This window comes from Streptococcus halichoeri (assembly GCF_009870755.1).
GTDB classification, from domain to species: Bacteria; Bacillota; Bacilli; order Lactobacillales; family Streptococcaceae; genus Streptococcus; species Streptococcus halichoeri.
The window spans coordinates 17,721-35,841 of the sequence record NZ_WLZU01000012.1; the positions used below are offsets into that span (position 1 = coordinate 17,721).

The 18,121-nt window shown below is 41.5% G+C and carries 14 protein-coding genes; 3 read left to right on the forward strand and 11 right to left on the reverse strand.

Going from position 1 to position 18,121, the window contains the following annotated elements:
- Positions 1-2: 2 nt before the first annotated feature.
- Both GWD08_RS04280 and argF read right to left on the reverse strand, forming a co-directional pair.
- Positions 3-1,508 (reverse strand): YfcC family protein, encoded by a 1,506-nt coding sequence (locus GWD08_RS04280; RefSeq protein WP_159543280.1) that lies wholly within the window; start codon positions 1,506-1,508, stop codon positions 3-5.
- Positions 1,509-1,551: 43 nt separating this feature from the next.
- On the reverse strand, positions 1,552-2,490 hold the full coding sequence (argF, locus tag GWD08_RS04285) for an ornithine carbamoyltransferase (RefSeq protein WP_159543282.1): 939 nt from the start codon (positions 2,488-2,490) through the stop codon (positions 1,552-1,554).
- 119 nt (positions 2,491-2,609) lie between these two features.
- On the opposite strand from argF, the gene GWD08_RS08770 reads away from it, so the two are divergent.
- Positions 2,610-4,262: a helix-turn-helix domain-containing protein gene (locus tag GWD08_RS08770; RefSeq protein WP_244295480.1), complete on the forward strand. Its 1,653-nt coding sequence runs from the start codon at positions 2,610-2,612 to the stop codon at positions 4,260-4,262.
- 356 nt (positions 4,263-4,618) lie between these two features.
- Here the strand turns inward: GWD08_RS08770 and GWD08_RS04300 are convergent, their stop codons facing one another.
- Positions 4,619-6,262, reverse strand: a complete 1,644-nt coding sequence (locus GWD08_RS04300; protein ID WP_159564408.1) for an alpha-keto acid decarboxylase family protein — start codon at positions 6,260-6,262, stop codon at positions 4,619-4,621.
- A 144-nt stretch (positions 6,263-6,406) separates the two neighbouring features.
- Here GWD08_RS04300 and GWD08_RS04305 point away from each other — a divergent pair, with 144 nt between their 5' ends.
- Positions 6,407-6,850: a MarR family winged helix-turn-helix transcriptional regulator gene (locus GWD08_RS04305; RefSeq protein WP_159543286.1), complete on the forward strand. Its 444-nt coding sequence runs from the start codon at positions 6,407-6,409 to the stop codon at positions 6,848-6,850.
- A gap of 567 nt (positions 6,851-7,417) precedes the next feature.
- Here the strand turns inward: GWD08_RS04305 and rpmH are convergent.
- Positions 7,418-7,552 carry a 50S ribosomal protein L34 gene (gene rpmH, locus GWD08_RS04310; RefSeq protein ID WP_000831903.1) on the reverse strand — a complete coding sequence of 45 codons (135 nt, stop codon included), beginning with the start codon at positions 7,550-7,552 and terminating at the stop codon, positions 7,418-7,420.
- Positions 7,553-7,970: 418 nt separating this feature from the next.
- Between rpmH and GWD08_RS04315 the strand changes: the two genes are divergently transcribed.
- The gene (locus tag GWD08_RS04315) at positions 7,971-9,302 is read left to right on the forward strand and encodes an Nramp family divalent metal transporter (protein ID WP_159543288.1); all 1,332 of its coding nucleotides are present in this window, start codon (positions 7,971-7,973) and stop codon (positions 9,300-9,302) included.
- A gap of 212 nt (positions 9,303-9,514) precedes the next feature.
- Here GWD08_RS04315 and jag read toward each other — a convergent pair whose 3' ends face one another.
- The 7 genes from jag to gltX form a co-directional block, all read right to left on the reverse strand.
- On the reverse strand, positions 9,515-10,399 hold the full coding sequence (jag, locus tag GWD08_RS04320; protein WP_159564410.1) for an RNA-binding cell elongation regulator Jag/EloR: 885 nt from the start codon (positions 10,397-10,399) through the stop codon (positions 9,515-9,517).
- 10 nt (positions 10,400-10,409) lie between these two features.
- Positions 10,410-11,243: a YidC/Oxa1 family membrane protein insertase gene (locus tag GWD08_RS04325; protein WP_159564412.1), complete on the reverse strand. Its 834-nt coding sequence runs from the start codon at positions 11,241-11,243 to the stop codon at positions 10,410-10,412.
- Complete coding sequence (gene rnpA / locus GWD08_RS04330; protein ID WP_159543500.1) at positions 11,230-11,568, reverse strand: ribonuclease P protein component; 339 nt, start codon at positions 11,566-11,568, stop codon at positions 11,230-11,232. The genes GWD08_RS04325 and rnpA overlap by 14 nt, the downstream gene beginning before the upstream one ends.
- Before the next feature lie 400 nt (positions 11,569-11,968).
- Complete coding sequence (locus GWD08_RS04335) at positions 11,969-12,706, reverse strand: response regulator transcription factor (protein WP_159548506.1); 738 nt, start codon at positions 12,704-12,706, stop codon at positions 11,969-11,971.
- A 3-nt stretch (positions 12,707-12,709) separates the two neighbouring features.
- The gene (locus GWD08_RS04340) at positions 12,710-14,014 is read right to left on the reverse strand and encodes a GHKL domain-containing protein (protein WP_159564414.1); all 1,305 of its coding nucleotides are present in this window, start codon (positions 14,012-14,014) and stop codon (positions 12,710-12,712) included.
- The gene (locus GWD08_RS04345; protein WP_159564416.1) at positions 14,001-15,350 is read right to left on the reverse strand and encodes a GHKL domain-containing protein; all 1,350 of its coding nucleotides are present in this window, start codon (positions 15,348-15,350) and stop codon (positions 14,001-14,003) included. The genes GWD08_RS04340 and GWD08_RS04345 overlap by 14 nt, the downstream gene beginning before the upstream one ends.
- A gap of 983 nt (positions 15,351-16,333) precedes the next feature.
- A complete protein-coding gene (gene gltX, locus GWD08_RS04350) occupies positions 16,334-17,779 on the reverse strand; it encodes a glutamate--tRNA ligase (protein ID WP_159564418.1) in 1,446 nt (481 codons plus the stop codon).
- Positions 17,780-18,121: the final 342 nt, after the last annotated feature.

Consider the following 18,121-nt stretch of genomic DNA (forward strand, 5'->3'; position numbering starts at 1 on the left):
TTTTACATGATAAAGACAGCTATGGCTAAGAGTGCCGTTAAAACCAAAAGATAGGCTAAGGCATATTTCCAAATAGCTTTTAGCCAAGACCCGTAACCAACATGGACTGCTTGTGTACAGGTCATCACGATAATCGATGTGGGCGCAAGCAATTTCACAAAACCTAGCGCAAAATTATAAATCACAACCATGGTGGCTTCTGAAACCCCGGCAAAAAGGCCAAGCGGTGCCATAATTGAAATAGTCGCTGCAGCTAAGCCTGTTGAGCTTGGAATAAAGGTCGCTAGGATAATATAGACAAGAAAGCACACAAGGACAAAGACTAGGGGTGGTAAAGACCCTAAGGTTTTTTCGGTCGCATTGAGCACAGTGGCGGTGATGCTACCATTGGTCATGAGCACTTGAATTCCTCTAGCCAAGGGGACAATAAAGGCTGTAGAAACCAAGGCGGCTGCTCCTTTGATAAAGATAGTGATGGTTTTATCAATAGAATAACCCATGATGAAACCGGTCAATATGGTCATCACTATTAATAAGCCATTAATTTCATTAAAGTACCACTTTCCAAATGGAACCAAGTTCGATCCAAGCACTGTACTTAGTAAGCTATTATGGTTAGCCCATTTAGTAATGCTCTCAAAGAAAGTCCAATGGGGATTGAGCGAGGTCCAAGGCACCAAGGACAAAATCATAATCACAAAGGTCAAAATAAAAATCGTAAAAACCTTTTTTTGTTTGCTATCTAGCTGCTTATCTTGGTTATCAAGGGCTGTAAATTCCTCTAGGTCTTTTTGATGTCTGAAATATTGAACAGACTTTTGTGGATGTGCTTTGACTTGTTTAGCATAAAGGCAAATCATAGCCGAGCAAGCTGATAATAAGATAATGAAGGTAAAGGCCCGAAAAAGGATACCCTCACCTGGACTAATACCGGCAATTCCTGAGGCAATCCCAGTGGAGAACGGGTTGACAATGGAAGCGGCACAACCGGCCTGGGTCCCAAAAATGACAATCATTAAAGCGACAATGGTGTCTAGACCTAGCGATAGAATAATCGGCAAAAACATCAAGAGGTAAACAAAGCCTTCTTCGTAGGCGCCTTGTACGGTTCCAAAAATCCCCATCAAAAAGGTCAAGACGGTAATTAAGGTATAGTAATTACTCTGGTACTTTTTGGCGATATTTTTAAGGGCAATTGTAATGGCTCCTGTGGCATCCATCATCTCCAAAAAACTTCCAAAGAGCATGACATTTAAGGAAATCGTGATGGCTCCAGAAACCTTATCATTACCAATCATCCCAATAATCGGCGCCATGATCACATCCCACAAACCCTGACGGTTGGCTGCGATTTGGTGATACGAATTGGCAATGGCCTTGCCAGATTGGTCATAGGTGTACTTGCCACCTGGTATGATCCATGTCAACAGGGCAACAAAGAGTAATACAAAGAAAATGATGACGTAAGTATTGGGCGACTTAAATTTTTTCTTTTCTTGCACTTCCATATATTTTCCACCTCAGTCGGTATCTCATTCCCATTAATCAAGCCTAGTTGGCTACAGCCGCCAAGATGGCCTTGATTGAATGCATGCGATTTTCGCCCTCATCAAAAATCACTGATTGCGCACATTCCATGACCTCATCGGTCACTTCTTCTCCTCTATGAGCCGGTAAACAGTGCATAAAGATGGCATCAGGCTTGGCCTTTTTCATAGCATCCATAGTAATTTGGTAGGGTTTAAAGATCTTTTTGAGAAAAGCAATCTCTTCATCACTTTGCCCCATGCTATATTGCGACATACCATAGACAATATCTGCACCGTGCAAAGCGGCATCAAAATCTTGGGTAAATTCAATGGTTGCTCCGCTTTCTTTGGCGCGTCTTTTGGTTTCTGCTAGGATGGTCTGGTCCGGTTCGATACCTTCTGGGCAAGCAATTGACAGGTCCATTCCCAGGGTGGCACAAAACAGCATGGTTGTATAGGCAACATTGTACAGATTGCCGGAATAACACATTTTAAGCCCCTGGTAGTGCCCTTTCTTTTCTTTGATCGTCATTAAGTCTGCAATGCCTTGGGTTGGGTGTTCCAAGGCTGTTAAGCCATTGATAACAGGGTTTTGCATCCACGCAGCGCATTCTTCAACGATTTCATGTCCGAAGGTGCGGATAAAGAGACCGTCAAAATAGCGGTCTAAGATACGCGCAGTATCTTTTAAAGGTTCACCACGGGTCATCTGCATTTCGTCTGGCCGAAGATAAACAACTTTGACCCCTAAATCAGCTGCAGCCCGTTCAAAGGCATTGCGGGTGCGGGTGCTGTTCTTTTCAAATAAGGCTGCCCAGACTTGGCCCTTCAAATATTCATGCGGTTCTTTCATCGTCCATTTTCTCTTGAAATCCAAGCCTAGGTCCGTGATAAATTCAATTTCTTCACGGGTCATATCCTTGAAGGCTAAATAATCTTTTCCTTTAAAACGATTTCTCATCTGCGGATCTCCTTTTTTTATGATGGCTTTATTATAGCTTAGGCAACCAGAGAAAGGGAATTGTGTTATCATATAAAAGTAAAGCGCTTTAATCATCAGTTCATACAAAGGAGACACACATGAGTACAAAGATCAGAGTTGCTTCTCTTTTAGCCTTGCCCATTTTTCAGCAAGCCACTCATTTTACCACGCCAGAAGGGCTCGAAAATGAGTTGCAATCAGTTAATATTATGGATGTCTCAGACATTGACAATTGGCTAATGGGGGCAGAGCTCTTAATCATTGGTAAATTTATGACCAGTCATTTCACCAAAACCTTCATCGAATCTTTAAAGCACCACCGCGTTGGGGCCATTGTTTCTAAAAAGAAATACCGACCTTATCTATCTGATGACAAGATTGATCTTCTTCGCTATTATCAGATCCCGCTGTTTTTGATTGATAACCATCATTCCTGGAGTGATGTCATTATTGCCTTTCAGGAGGCTGAAATTGCTCATAGCACCAAAAGTTTGATTGAATCCGAGCACTTTATTAAGCAGGTCATTCATTATTTTTCGGATACCCATAGTATTAACAACCTCTGTCAGATTGTTTATGAGACCACTAATTTATCAACAGCCATCTTAAGCAAGCAAATGGCATTGATTGATGCTAGTGATGACTGGTCGTGGGAAGCTTATTTTGAGCAGTTCAGTCCTGACAATATCGGGCGCTTCTCACCCATTGGTGTTGACCTAAACCAACAGACTATTGAGGGTTTTTGTTATCGCAGTCTCTTTCTTACCAAGCTCAATTGCCACCTCTTTTTTCTCCCTTGTTACCAGCAAAATCATTTACAGTTTTACCTGGTGCTACGGACAGATGCTAAGACAGAGTGGCTGGAGGCGACTGTATTGTCAAAGTTAGCAAATATTCAATCCATCTATCTATTAAAAGCTGTTTTAGAGACGGAATTTCAAAAGAATACTAACTATTTTAAAAACATCATCTTTGATGACATGCTTAAAATGACCAAACCTAATCTGAATAGTTTAAGCAAATATAGCTTGAGCCTTGGCAAAAATATACAGCAGGACTTACAGATCCTTCTGGTGTCAGATTTGTTAGAAAACTCTGATGTGCTAGCCTTTGAAACCCTTTTTAATGACTTGGTTAACTACCTTCAGGCCTCCTCTTTAGCCACTCATAATCTGCATTTCTTCTCCCGCAATCAGCAGCTGATTGTCCTATTTGGCCCAGATGCTGATCTCCTTTCTCACCTAGATGAGTGGACACGCTTGATGCGAACTTTCCTTGGTCACCACCATTTTTATCTGGGCATTAGCTCAGTCAAGCCTTATTGGCAATTACGGCGGGCCTTAGACGAAGCCAAGCAGGCCATTCGCTTTTCCAAATCTAACCAACAATCACATCATCTTCAGTTTTACCAGGATATTGGCATTTTAAAACTGTTGACGGATGATTATGGGGCAGTCAACCATCTCTTTGTAGCTGAATTATTCGAGCAGTTCCTCCACCCCCTCCTCCAATATGACCAAAAAAATCATACCCAGCTCTATCCTACTGTAACAGTCTTTTTTGATAATCATTTTTCCTACACTAAGACCAGTCAAAAACTTTATATCCATGTAAATACCTTGCGAGCTCGCCTAGCCAAAGTCGAATCTATTTTGGCCATTAGTCTCAAAAACACTGATCAATTGATGAATTTACACCTGGCGCTGCGCCTTTATCAACACCAACTCCTCCATACCACAAGTCAAAACTAAGCTAGCGAGCAAAAGAGCACCCCATCAACATGGCAGCAAGCTCCCCAAACACAAAAAAAGCTAAACCACACTGAAAAACTCCTCTTTAACGTTTTAGTGAACCTTGTCGTGTCACTATTACTTGTCAGTGAAAAAGGAGTTTAATTGGGTTTAGCTTTTTATAGTGATGCTTTGGCTGCCAATGCTAGCTGGTCATTACGCGAATAACTAGCAGACTAAGCACTAGCTAGAGCTAGCTGTTAGCTTTGTAGAGCTGGTAAAGTTTTATAAGGTCTAAAAGCTCTGCCTAGCAAGTCCAGACTAAGCTAATGCTACTAGCAGCTGCACTTTTTCTAGCTTGTACTCAGTTAAAGGCATTATTGGTTCGCCTGAGCAAACATTTCTGCCATGGCTATTAATTTTTCTGGCGAATCGTTACGGTCCATATGCACTTCAATGAAATGCATATGGGCTGGGTCGGCTGTTACCTGATCCATCACAGTTTGAAGCTCTCGGCTAGTGGTCACATCATAGGTGATAACGTGCCCTTTATCTCCAAATGCTTTTGGCAAGGCTTTGTAGTCCCACATGAAAATATCGTTATAAGGGGCTTGCATGCCATGAATTAGGCGCTCCACAGTGTAGCCATCATTATTAATCATAAAAATAATAGGATTGAGCTTTAGACGGATCATTGTCGCCATTTCTTGAACAGTTAGCTGTAGTGAACCATCGCCAATCAGCAATATATTGCGGCGCTTTGGATCAGCCACCTGGGTCCCAAGAAGCGATGGTAAGGTATAGCCAATAGAGCCCCATAAGGGTTGCCCGACAAAGCGACTGCCTTTTGGTAAGCGCAGATCATAGGCACCAAAAAAGGAAGTCCCCTGCTCGGCCAAGAGCACATCGCCTGCTTGGAGGAAGTTTTGCATGAGCTTAAAATAGTCTTTTTGTGTCAAGGGTTGATCACTAAGTTCTACGATTGGACTTGCTGCCGGTTTGATTGCTGGAAAGGCGGCTTGGTTTTCATAATCAATCGTCAAAAGACCATCCATCAAATCGACCAAGCTAACATCATGCGAGACCAAATCTCCGGCTTTAAAGTCTCTTTGATTGATTAAAATAAGGTCATTTAAATCAAACTGATAGGAAAAGCCCGTAGTAGCTGAGTCGGTTAATTTGGCTCCTATGTTAAGGATACAATCAGAACCATCCACATAGTTGCGAATGCTATCTTCAGCAACTCGCCCATCATAAATTCCTATATAGTAGGGATTTTCCTCATTGAATGCTGATTTCCCTAAAGAGAGCTGAGCAAGAGGAATTTTTGTTTTATTAACAAAGGCTTCGAGTTGCTCCTGTAGCTGGTAGGCAGTAATTTCATGGCCAGCTATAATAACTGGACGCTTAGCTGTAGCTAAAGCTTGTTGAATCGCGTCAAGATAAGCAGTCACAGGCTGGCTTTGATGTTGATAAGCTACTGGTGCTCTTTTAATTTCAATCGTGCTCATCGCTACATCAATCGGTAAATGAATATGCACCGGCCGGCGTTCTCTAAGGGCGGTATTAATGACTCTGGGAATTTCGTCTTGGGCATTGTCAGTGGTGATATAGGCAGTGGTTGCCGTAATGTGCTCATAAATCTTTTGGTAATTATCAAAATGACCTTCGCCAAGAGAATGGTGAACATAGCGCTTTTGCGCTTCTGCTTGCCGTGTAGGCGCACCTGTAATTTCCACAACAGGTACTCGCTCAGCATAGCTTCCTGCAATACCATTAACCGCACTTAGTTCCCCAACACCAAAGGTAGTAACCATAGCTGCCAGGCCATGCAAACGGGCATAACCATCAGCTGCGTAACTGGCATTGAGTTCGTTGGTATTACCGACCCACTCTATCTGTTTATCTGCGATGATGTCATCTAAGAAGGCTAGGTTAAAATCCCCAGGGACCCCAAAAATACGCTCAAGGCCATTGACCCGTAAACAATCAAGCAAATACTGTCCGACACGTTTTTTCATCTTATCACTCCTTTTTCTTACTATAGTACTTATCATAAACCTCTTGGAAAAATAAGTCAATATTATTGACCTTTTTAGCTGAGCAATTCTCACCGATAATATAATTTAGTATAATAAGAAAAGGAAAATGAAGGAGAGACATTTATGGCCCACGATGATTACGAACACATGCTATTTTATTTTGCTTACCAAACCTTTATCAAAACCGCTGATGATTTGATCAAGCAGCACCAACTCAATCGGCAGCATCACCGTTTTTTATTTTTTATCTGTCAAAAACCAGGTAGCACCGTGAGTGAATTGCTAACTATTCTTGAAATTTCCAAGCAAGGTTCCCACAAAACCTTAAAAACCCTTAAAGAAAAACAGTTGATTTATGAAGAAAGCGCCGACTTTGATCGCCGTCATAAGCAACTCTTTCCCACTGATAAAGGCTTGGAGCTGATTGCTATTTTAAATCAAGCGCAAAAAGCACTACTAAAAAACGCCATCCAGAAAGAAGGCGATAAGTGGACAGCAGTAATGGAAGAGCTAGCGCGGCCGCGAGCTGGTTACTACCTGGCTGAAGCACTAAAAAAAGACCGGTGAATTTAGCTGTTGGGGCAAAGCCCTGATACTATAATCGGTCTTGCCGTTAAGTACCAGTCAAAAGCTTACTGGGCAAAGAGCAGCGACAAACCCTGATGATACAAACAGTCTTGCCGTGAAATGGTAGCATCTCATCTGTGGGCTGGCTTAGCTGAGTTGACAAAAAATAAGGTGTTGTTTTTGCATGCACTTTTATAATTTACCAGGCTTTAAATATAAGGCAACCATCTATCATTGCCACATATCTTGAAGGTGTTTTGTATCTTAACGCTGAATATACTTGACAAATGGTAGAAAAAGAGCACCTTTTTTGCTTTGCTAGCTGCTTGAGGGCGAGGGCCTTTTAGCCCTACGAAGAAGTCAGTTTTTGGGACTTAGGTCGTAAGAAAGCTTCGCTGGTCACACTCTAATGATGATTTCTAGCTCAAAAAAGGGTCGTAAAGCAAACTGACCCACCCTTGGCTTGGGCTTTTTTGGGCTCAAGCACATTTGGCAAAGGTTGACAATGCACAAAAAAACCAAAAGTCTCGAGCACTCTTGGCTTTGTTAGGTTCTTTTTTCTTATCATTAAGCTGATAAGACTTTACGTCCTTTGCGGCGACGGCTAGCAAGTACGCGACGGCCGTTTTTAGTTGACATACGATGACGGAATCCGTGCTTACGTTGACGACGGATCTTACTTGGTTGATAAGTACGTTTCACAGTGAATACCTCCTCATAGATTTTGTATTCGTTTAGCCGGCTATTGTGATCAGTTACTAAACATACTATATTAGTCTATACTATATCCTAGGCCTTGTCAAGAATTATTTCATATCTGCAAGGGATAAATCCCCTCTTCCAAAAAGCATTTTTTCTGACTAGTGATATAAAACCACTTCCTGCTTACTAGCAGCATTTTTTCTAAGAGAGGGACTGAGCCTTGTTGACTAGACCCTTGAGAGCGAGATCTCACCTTTTGTTGGCAGTTCCTGGGCTTTTGGTTACCCTTTTGGATAAGGGATAAATGGCCACTTCCTATAAAAGCGAGGCAGAAAAAGCCGCTTAGCTCATTTTGTGGTATAATGAATTATTAAGTAAACTTAATATTTAATTAAACACCACTTAGCGGAGAAATCATATGTCTACTGAAAACTCTCAATTGCTTGATACGCCTCAAAAAATCCCGGTTCAGTCAGGAGCCTCCTTTGGCCGGCTCCTGCTCGCTTTTACCGGGCCAGGCATGCTGGTAGCAGTTGGCTACATGGATCCAGGCAACTGGATTACCAGTGTCGTTGCAGGCGCCAGCTATAAATACATCCTCTTAGTGGCAATCTTGCTTTCTTCGGTGATTGCCATGCAACTACAACAAATGTCCGGAAAACTTGGCATTGTCACCCAGCGGGACTTGTCGCAAATGATTGCCGAGAAATGTTCTAAACCACTGCGTTATTTCTTTTTTATCATTACGGAACTCGCCTTAATGGCCACTGATTTAGCGGAGGTTATTGGGGCTGGGATTGCGCTTCACCTGCTCTTTGGCTGGTCTATCTTGTTTTCCATTGTGTTAACCATTACAGATGTCTTCTTACTATTATTGCTGATGAAGCTTGGTTTTCGCAAGATTGAAGCCATCGTGGGAACCCTGATTTTAAGCATCCTGGGCATCTTTCTTTATATGGTTTGGCTCGCTCAGCCAGACCTTAACCTTCTTTTGAAGGGCTACCTGATTCAGCCGGCGCTTTGGCAAGCACCAAAAGCAGGGCAAGATTCTGTCTTAACACTGGGCTTAGGCATTGTCGGTGCGACCGTTATGCCTCACAATTTATTCTTGCATTCTTCTTTGTCGCAAACCCGAAAAATAGATTATAGCTCGCGTAAGCATGTCAAAGAAGCTGTGCGCTTTATGACCTGGGATTCTAATATCCAATTGTCGATTGCCTTTGTGGTCAACTCCTTATTATTGATCTTAGGAGCGGCGCTCTTTTACGGTCATGCAAATGACATTAGCGCCTTTTCTGAAATGTATCAGGCACTTAGCAATCCGGCTATTGCTGGCCCGATTGCTAGTCCGCTTTTATCTACCCTTTTTGCTGTGGCGCTTTTGGCTAGTGGGCAAAATTCTACAATTACAGGGACCCTTTGCAGCGAAATTGTGATGAAAGGCTTTTTGCACATCAAACTTCCTGCATGGCTACTGCGGTTAGTCACGCGCTTAGTCGCCCTCCTACCTGTCCTGGTGGTGGCCTTCATATTTGGAGACCAAGAGCCTGTACTGGATCACTTACTGATTTATTCCCAAATCTTTTTATCCATTGCCCTGCCCTTTGCTATCTTTCCTTTGGTCTATTTTACCTCCAAAAAGGAGCTCATGGGCGAATTTGCCAACCACAAAATCAATACTGTGTTAGCCTATGGTGTTGCCCTGATCCTGACCTTCTTAAACTTGCAATTAATCTTAAGCCTCTTTTAACACTATCGCCTGCTAGCCAGTAGGGGGCTGTTAGCTAAAAATGCTCCTCTTGGCTCCTTGCCTTAGTAAGTCTGTAAAGACAGGCGTTTGTCTGGCTAAGAGGCCAGCAGGTGACACTACAACCTAAAAAGCCCTTGCACTTTCTGTCACTTTGACAGAGAGTGCAAAGGCTTTTTGAAGTTCGGTTTTTAAATCCAGAGCTAACCTCAACCTCATTTTTGCAAACTTACAACAACAAAACGATTGGGGTCATTGCCTTCTGAAAAGCTAGTCACGCCTTCGATTGCTGAGATGGTTTTATGAACAATCTTTCGTTCACTGTTACTCATCGGATCCATAGTATAGTCCTTACCCGTTTCCAAGACGCGCGTAGCCACCTTTTGGGTAAAATCAATCAAGGTTTCTGTTCGATGCTCCACATAGTCATGGACATTTAAAACCACTGAAAATGATTTAGAGTAACGGTCATGTAAAAAGTTCTGAGCCAGTAATTGCAAGGATTTTAAGACCTTGCCATGATAGCCAATGACTCGGCCGGCATCTGGCGTTTCAATTTGTAGGTTGATTTGGCGGCGGTTATGACTGGTGTCAATACTCGCTTCAATGTCCATTTCATAGATGACCTTGGTCACATAGTCGGCCACTTCTGCGGTGGCTTGGTCAATATCATCGCTAAGGGCAGGAGCCATTTGTACTGAGACTTGATCTAAAAGGCTATCTGCCTGAGCTAGGTCTTTCTCTGACTGAGCCGGCTGCCTTTGTGTCTCACCCATCTGAGCTTTAGCCTCAGCTGTTGTCAATTCTGGTTCGGGCGTAACAAGGGTTGCTGATGCGGCGGATTGGGGCGCGCTAGCTGCTTGGTTTGACTCTGTTGGTTCAGAAGGCTTCGTAACTGTCGGTTCTGACTGCGCTGTTTGTGCTGCCTGGGCTTTTGAAATATCTTCTACTTGAACCTGCGCCAGCCGTTTGCCAAAACCTAAAAAACCTTTTTTTTCTTTTGAAATTACTTTAATGTGTGCTTTTAAGCGGGGCAATTGCAGGTCTTTTAGGCCTGCTTCAATTGCTGCTTCAACCGTTTTGCCTGTATAAATTCCCATTTTTTAACTCCTATTTATGACGTTTACTTGCTGCTTTTTTCCGGGCTCTGAGTTCACGCTTTCGGCGTGCTTTTTCTTCTTCTAGTAATCGCTGACGCTCTGCGATAATCGTAAAGGGGTTATTTAGCAATAAGACTTGCAAGACTTGGAAGGCATTTGATACTACCCAATACAAGACAACCCCACTGGCTAGGCGAAAACCCATGAAGAAAATCATTAGCGGCATGACATAAGTCATAATCGTCATCGAAGTGTTCTTTTCTTTGGCTGCCAGATTGGTTAGCCAGGTTGATAAAAAAGTAAAGGCAGCGGCTAAGATAGGTAAAATATACCAGTGATCATGGTGTGACAATTCGACCCATAAGAAGGTACCCGTTTTTAAGGAAGGAACTCGACTTAGGGCTTGGAAAAGGGCAAACATGACCGGCATTTGGATGAGTAGGGGAAAGAGACTGGTATAAGGATTGACACCGTATTTTTTATAGAGGGCTTGACTCTCTTCGGCCAGCGCCATACGACTATCTGCGTCTTTGCCAGGGTATTTTTTTTGGAGGGCTTTTAATTCAGGTTGCAAATCCTGCATTTTTTGGCTGGATTTCATTTGAATATTAAAAAGCGGCATTAGAATAATCCGGATAATGATTGTAAAGAGAATAATCCCAATACCAATGGAATGATTAAAGGACAACCATTCAATTGCCTGAGCAAAAAAGTAGACCAGCTGATCCCAGCCATTGGTCGAACGGGCAGATACTTCTCCATTGCTACAAGCAACTAGAAGTAAAGACAGGGGTAGCAAACTTGCCAGTTTAAATGTTTTTTTCACCTTCTTAACCTTCCTCAAGTAAGTGCGCTAGTATCAAAACATGCTCTAAATTCGCTTTGACAGCTTGATAATCTAAATCTTGAACGCCTTTTCGCGCAATGACGACGAAATCTTCAGATTTGAGCCTGTCTTTAAATTCTAATAGAACGTGTCTGATTTTTCGTTTAATGCGGTTTCGGGTAACGGCATTTCCTAGTCTTTTACCGACGGAAATCCCCACTCGAAAATGATCCTGCTGGGTTTGTAAATGATAGATTACAAATTTGCGATTAGCAGTACTGTACCCGTGATCAAATATGACCTTAAAATCTTTCTCACGCTTGACACGATAGGATTTTTTCAAAATGTAACTCCATCTCACTAAATTAGTATCATTATACCATAAATTCACAAAAAGCCTCAACTCGATTAGAATTGAGGCCCACCCATGCTAAATTTAACATTAAGATTAAGTCAGGCTAAATCTTTATAACTATAAAACCAGCATTGTGTTATCCAAACAAAGACAACTGATGTCATCAACAGCCAAAGACTAAAAAGTCGCATCAAAAATATCATTTAGTTATGGAGAGAGAGAAACAATATTTTGATTGCATCAGGGATACCTCTCAGCCAGCTGAAGATTGGTTAGTCTTTATTTATAGTAGTTATTATAGCTCCTTTTTAGCTAAATAATCGTATTTCTCCTGAAATGTCGGGTTTTCGTCCTAAAATGTCAAAAATAGTGGGTAGAAAGCCTCTTTTTAAGGTAAATGCTGCCACGTTTCGACCAAAGCTTTCATTTTCAAACGGGAAACCATACAAAAGTCACCATTTGCAAAATAGGCCAGCTGCTTGGTTTTATCAATGCGCACAATATTTTCAAGATTAACCAGATAAGAGCGGTGGCACATAAACAAACGGGGAAAGGCATTCCTAATGTCAGACAATTTGCCATAGAGTTCTAGCCGTTCCGTCTTTGTCCATAAGCAGACCTTATGCGGTGTGGTTGAGGTTGCAAAGTATAAAATATCCTTGTAGGGTAGTCTAATCCGTGTTTGAGGCGTTTCAAACTGAAACATATCTTCAGTGATATGATTTGACATCAAGCCTTGGGTGTATTTGATGCATTCTTCGATCTGTTCTTTAAACTGGTCTTGATCCACAGCCTTATCAATAAAATCTAAAGCAGAGACCTTATAGCGAAAGGAAATAGGTGCAAACTCTGAATGCGTGGTGACAAATACAATAACCGCATAGGGATCTTTCTTTCTGATCTCAGCTGCTAGCTCTAAACCTTTTTTGGCTTCGTGCTTGATTTCAATATCTAAAAAGAACAGCTGATGCGCCCCTTTTTCTTGGATACTGTCATAGAGTTTTTTTGAGCTAGAGAAGATATTTAACTGATAATACTGGATGCGCTGCTCAGCAATTATATCTTCAATCACGGTTTCAATGCGCGTTTGTTGCGCAAAGTCATCTTCTAGAACAAATATATTCATCTATTACCTCATTTCTAAGATTTGACGTAAGCGATAATGCTGGCTTTTTGTCGAAAAGATGGCCGCAGGGTAAGCATCAATAATGTCAAAAAAGCGCGAAAAATGATGCTCTTTTTGACTGCCTTCTTGCTGTTTTTTATTCTCAAAAAAGTGAGCCATCTGAATTTGCTTACTTCTAATGCTATTTTCAACGATGAAAAACTGCTTGGCATCTTGACTAAAGTAAGCAAGGGAAATAAAGGGGCGCTGACTGCCCTTGGTCGTCTCAATCGCAGTGTCCAAGACAATGCCCAACAAAACCACTAAGTCCATTAATTTTATGGTATTGCCTTCAATGGAAGCTGGAATGTCCACATAAAGCTCAATTCCCTGGCTTTGGGCCTCATGGCATTTAGCATTCAAAAGGCTTCTGATGACCGATTCCTGGACATTTTCCAAATCGGTAAATTCAAATGTTGTGTGTAAGAGAGATTCTCTTGCCTCCTTAATCACCTGCTGGTAGACTTGATTTATCAAGGTCAAATCCCCACTATCAATACTTTCTTTCAGGCTAATCAAAATATTCTCTGAATCATGCTTAATCGTGCGAATATTCCGGTACAGACTTTCAATGTAAGCATTGTATTTTTCCAGATTGGTGATGCGTTCTGCCTGAGCGCTAGCTAATTTTTTCTCTAATTCGTCCTTAGCAAAGCGATCCAACCGAAAAATAAAAGCAACAATCAGGGCCAGGTAGACCAAAAAAATGTAAGGACGACTCTCTAGATAGAAAACCGAGGGCGTTTTATCGCCTGCACTCCACCACTCCATCAGGAAAAAATAAGCAACCATGACCAGGTTCATTACATTAACTCTACTTGTCAAACGCTTCTCACTAATAAAGCGAATCAGTGAAATATCAATACTAAAGAGGTATTTGAAGATAGCATAGCTGGGCAAGACAAAGCTGTAAGAAAGGAGCACGAGCTGCAGCTGCGAAACGTGTGCCAAAAGTGGGGAGCCCTTAAGAATTGGCAAAAACAAAAAAACAAGCGTTCGAAAGATAATCTCAACAAAAATATTAGCAAACAAACCATAAAAAAGGGTTTCTGATAGGCTTTTTTGGGGCAGGTTCACTAATCCAAGCATGATAAAAAATCCCTGATTGATTAGTAAATTGCCATTAAAGAGCACATTGATCAGGACAAATACCAGTCCAGTCACAGCAATGCGCCGAAAGCGCCAATTAATCCCTGAACTTTTAGCAAAAAAGTACCAGGTATCCCCAAAAAGAATGAGATAAAATAATAGTTGACTAATGGAATGCACGGGACTCTCCTTCCACTTCTGGTCCAATGACTAGTGTTTGGCGAAATTCATAGCAAGCACTCTTGGTGCTTAAGGAAAGTCTGGGATACTTCTTCAAAATGGCTTGGACATTGGCTAAGCCAATACCACGGACCTTTCCCTTTGAGGAATAGCCCTCTTTAAAAATCTCCACAATATTGACACGTTCTTCTTTGATGCTATTAGCCACCACCAGCATTTGCACCTCAGCATTGTTAAAATAAGCAATTGATAGCTCACGCGCCTCACTCAAAACAGCAGCTTCAATGGCATTATCACAAAAAATCGCAATCAACAACACCAGGTCCAAAGGCGCAATGGACGTATGAGTAATGATGTCAGGCACTTCCAAATGCACAGAGATGCCAGCTTTTTCAGCTTCGATGATCTTGGCAGACAAGATACTTTTGATAGATGACAGGTGAACGTTACTGAGCTTGGCTAGATTATAATGCTTATTATCCCAATATTCAGCTGCATTGCCTACCGAATCATAATAGAGGGCTTGAATCTCCTCAATTGATCCACAAGCAATGGTTGCACCCAGTTGATCTAAGCGACTGAGGTAGGATTTTTTAAAATTTTCAATATCTTTATAGAGTTTTTCCAGTTCAACGCCATAGCTTTCTAAATTACCAATATAAGTAACCTGTTCGGTCAATAATTTTTCTTCTAAAATGTGGCGCGCCGCTCGGTTAAAATAGGAAAAGAGCAAAGCAAAAAGCAACATAAAAATCAAAAAGAGCATTTTATAAGATGGAAACACAACCATCAGATGTGAAAACCGCATAAACGGATCCGCAAAGCCCAGTACCACCAGAATATCAATATAATAAACAAGGATACAAATCAGATACACCATGTAAAATTGCTGTGACTTCTGACCATTTTCAGACTGGACAATCGTTTGGTAGTCTTTCCCAATAAAATAGTTGGTCAATAAAAAACTTGGATAGACTAAAGCATAAGCTATCATTGTCATGAGCCCACTTTCAATCATCTTCATGCAGTCTGAGCAAAAATAAGGAATAACCACCGCAATCATAAACCGCGATGTCAAATCACTAAAAAATGCCGGAAAGAAAGCCAGAAAAAAGCTTTTCAAACGCCATAAAGGCTGCTTTGCCATTGCTAATACCACTAGAAAAATCAAAGGATCAAGCAGCAAAGGTGACAAAAGCCTGTTTTGGTTCATAAAAAAGGCTAAGGCTAAAATAAAGCCTTTTTTCCAAATGGGAAAAGAGACCCCTGAAAGCGAAGAAAAAATGGCGATCTCTGTGGTATAGTAAATCATAATTGAAACAATCAAATAGAACATATGGCTAGATAACCATCACTTTCTTTTTCCTTAACGATTAAGCTACCCCAAAGCAGCAAAGCCCTGTCATACTCCAAAAAGATAAAACAACACTCTTACCACCCTATTATCTCATCTCTTTCTTATTCAACTTTAATAGTATCAGAGTCTTTGATTATAATCAGCTCAAAATATTTTCATTAGTGATAAAGGTTAAAAGGCTTAAGATAAGAAAACGCTGAGCATAAGACCACTGGCTTGCTAGTCTGGGTCCCACCATTATAACATGAAATCCGACTTTGCTCTAATACAGTGCTTGTTATTTTATTATTTTTATCTCATTTTTATCTTTTTTTCTGACTATTTACAGCAGCTCAGCACCAAAATGAATAATATGGTGGTTAACCAAACACAACTTCAAACAAGCTCAAAAGGCAATACCTACACTCGCAGACAGCATCACACGACAAGAATGACCAAACATTGACGGGATAACCCTTAGTAGCCATGATAACGGAGTACCACTGCTGGAAAGTCAGCCATGTTAACACATTAGAAAATAAAGGGCTCACGGCTAAGGAAGAAGGCACTCGCACATTGGTCTTAGCATATATGACATCAAAAACCAGCGAGCTTTATGGTAACTTCAGCAGAAAGAGCCCTTGGTCAGTTTGGTGAGCTGTATATTTCTTACCCTTCTCCTTCTTCTTAGTCAAGGTCGTTTAGAGCTAACAAAAAATGGCGAGCATTTGCACCCATCAGTTTAAAAAACCGGCTAAATGAACATAGCAGGTTTCAAACCGTCGACAAACTCCTATAGAATGGCATCATTTGACTTAGCCTAAGTGGGTGGCTGTTACATTATTAAACTCTTAGAAACGTTAATCTGGCAATGTTTCTGAGAGTTATTAATGAACTTCACAGAAAAAAAGATTGAAGAAAATTGTCCAAAGTGGACTTTTTCTCCAATCTGATCCTGCTAAATGAACATAGCAGGTTTTTTCTTATAGCATGTTCGCTAAATGCGCGATGGATTTCTCACGGCCTAATAAATAGATGGTATTAGGCAAGTCTGGTCCGTGCATTTCTCCAGAAACAGCGATTCGAATTGGCATAAAGAGATTTTTCCCTTTTATGCCTGTTTCTTTTTGCACAGCTTTGATTTGTGGGAAGATATTTTCAGGTTGAAAATCGTGGTCCGACATCGCCTCTAGCTTTTCTTTGAAGGCTTTGAGGACAATTGGCACTGTCTCACCAGCCATGATTTCTTTTTCGGCAGCTGTCAATTCGGGAAAATCAGTAAAGAAGAGATCGGTTAATGGAATAATCTCGTCAGCTGATGTTAACTGGGGCTGGTAGAGCTCAACCAACTTTTCAGCTTTCTTTGTTAGGCGCCCTGCTTTTTCTAAAAAGGGCTTACACAGTGCATAAACTGTTGCAAAATCCGCATGTTTTAGGTACTCATTGCTCATCCAATCCATTTTCTTTTGGTCAAAGGCTGCTGGTGATTTGCTAAGGCGATTTTCATCAAAGAGCTGAATCAATTGGTCACGGCTAAAGATTTCGTCTTCACCACCTGGATTCCAACCAAGTAAAGCAATAAAGTTAAACACTGCTTCTGGCAGGTAGCCCTTTTTGCGATAGTCTTCGATAAACTGTAAGGTGTTGGTATCACGTTTGGATAATTTCTTACCCGTTTCTGAATTGATAATCAGCGTCATATGGCCAAATTCTGGCGCTGGCCAGCCAAGGGCCTCATAAACCATCAGCTGTTTTGGGGTATTGGCAATATGGTCATCACCACGAATCACGTGTGAAATCTGCATATCATGGTCATCAATCACTACGGCAAAGTTATAAGTGGGATAACCGTCTTTTTTTTGAATAACCCAGTCGCCACCGATGTTGCCACCTTCAAATTCAATCTCACCTTTGACCAGATCAGTCCATTTGTAAATAGCTGTTTCATTAACCGCAAGACGCACTGTTGGAATAATCCCTGCTGCTTCACGCTCAGCGATATAAGCAGCTTTTTGCTCTTGTGACATGCCAAGAAATTCATTGATATAGCGTGGCGTTTCACCGGCTACCTCCTGGCGCTCACGTTCGGCTGCTAATTCTTCCTCTGTAACGTAGGACTTGTAGGCCTTGCCCTCGGCCAATAATTGGTCGATGTATTTTTGATATAGATCAAGGCGTTCTGATTGACGGTAACGAGCATGCGTTTCTGGACTTTCATCCCAATCAATCCCTAGCCAGCGCAGATTTTCCAGCTGCGAGCGTTCGCCATCTTCCACATGGCGCTTGCGGTCTGTGTCTTCAATCCGGATGATAAAATCGCCACCATGATGACGAGCATAAAGATAATTAAAAAGAGCAGTACGCGCATTGCCAATGTGTAGCAAGCCTGTTGGACTTGGTGCATAACGCACACGAATGGGTTGAGTCATGACATTTCTCCTGTTTCATTACTTGGTAATCGTTGATTTTCTCGGGTAAGCTGGTAAAATCAACCATTTCGCTATCTGCTGAATAAGATAGTAATCTATTTTATTATAGCATACCTTAGCGAGCTAGGCGCAAAAAAATCCACGCAAAATGCCTTGGGCACTGGTCTAGCTAACCCTTGATGGGCTTTAGCGGGGTAGTTTCACGTAAATCACTTGGTTTAAAGCGTTTTCAAGTTTCCTACTCAGATAAACTCGCCCATTACCGGGGTACACCCTTCCTAACAAGCTTGCTCAAAATGATCCTAAACCATACTAAAAAACAGTGGGATTTGCTCAATCCCA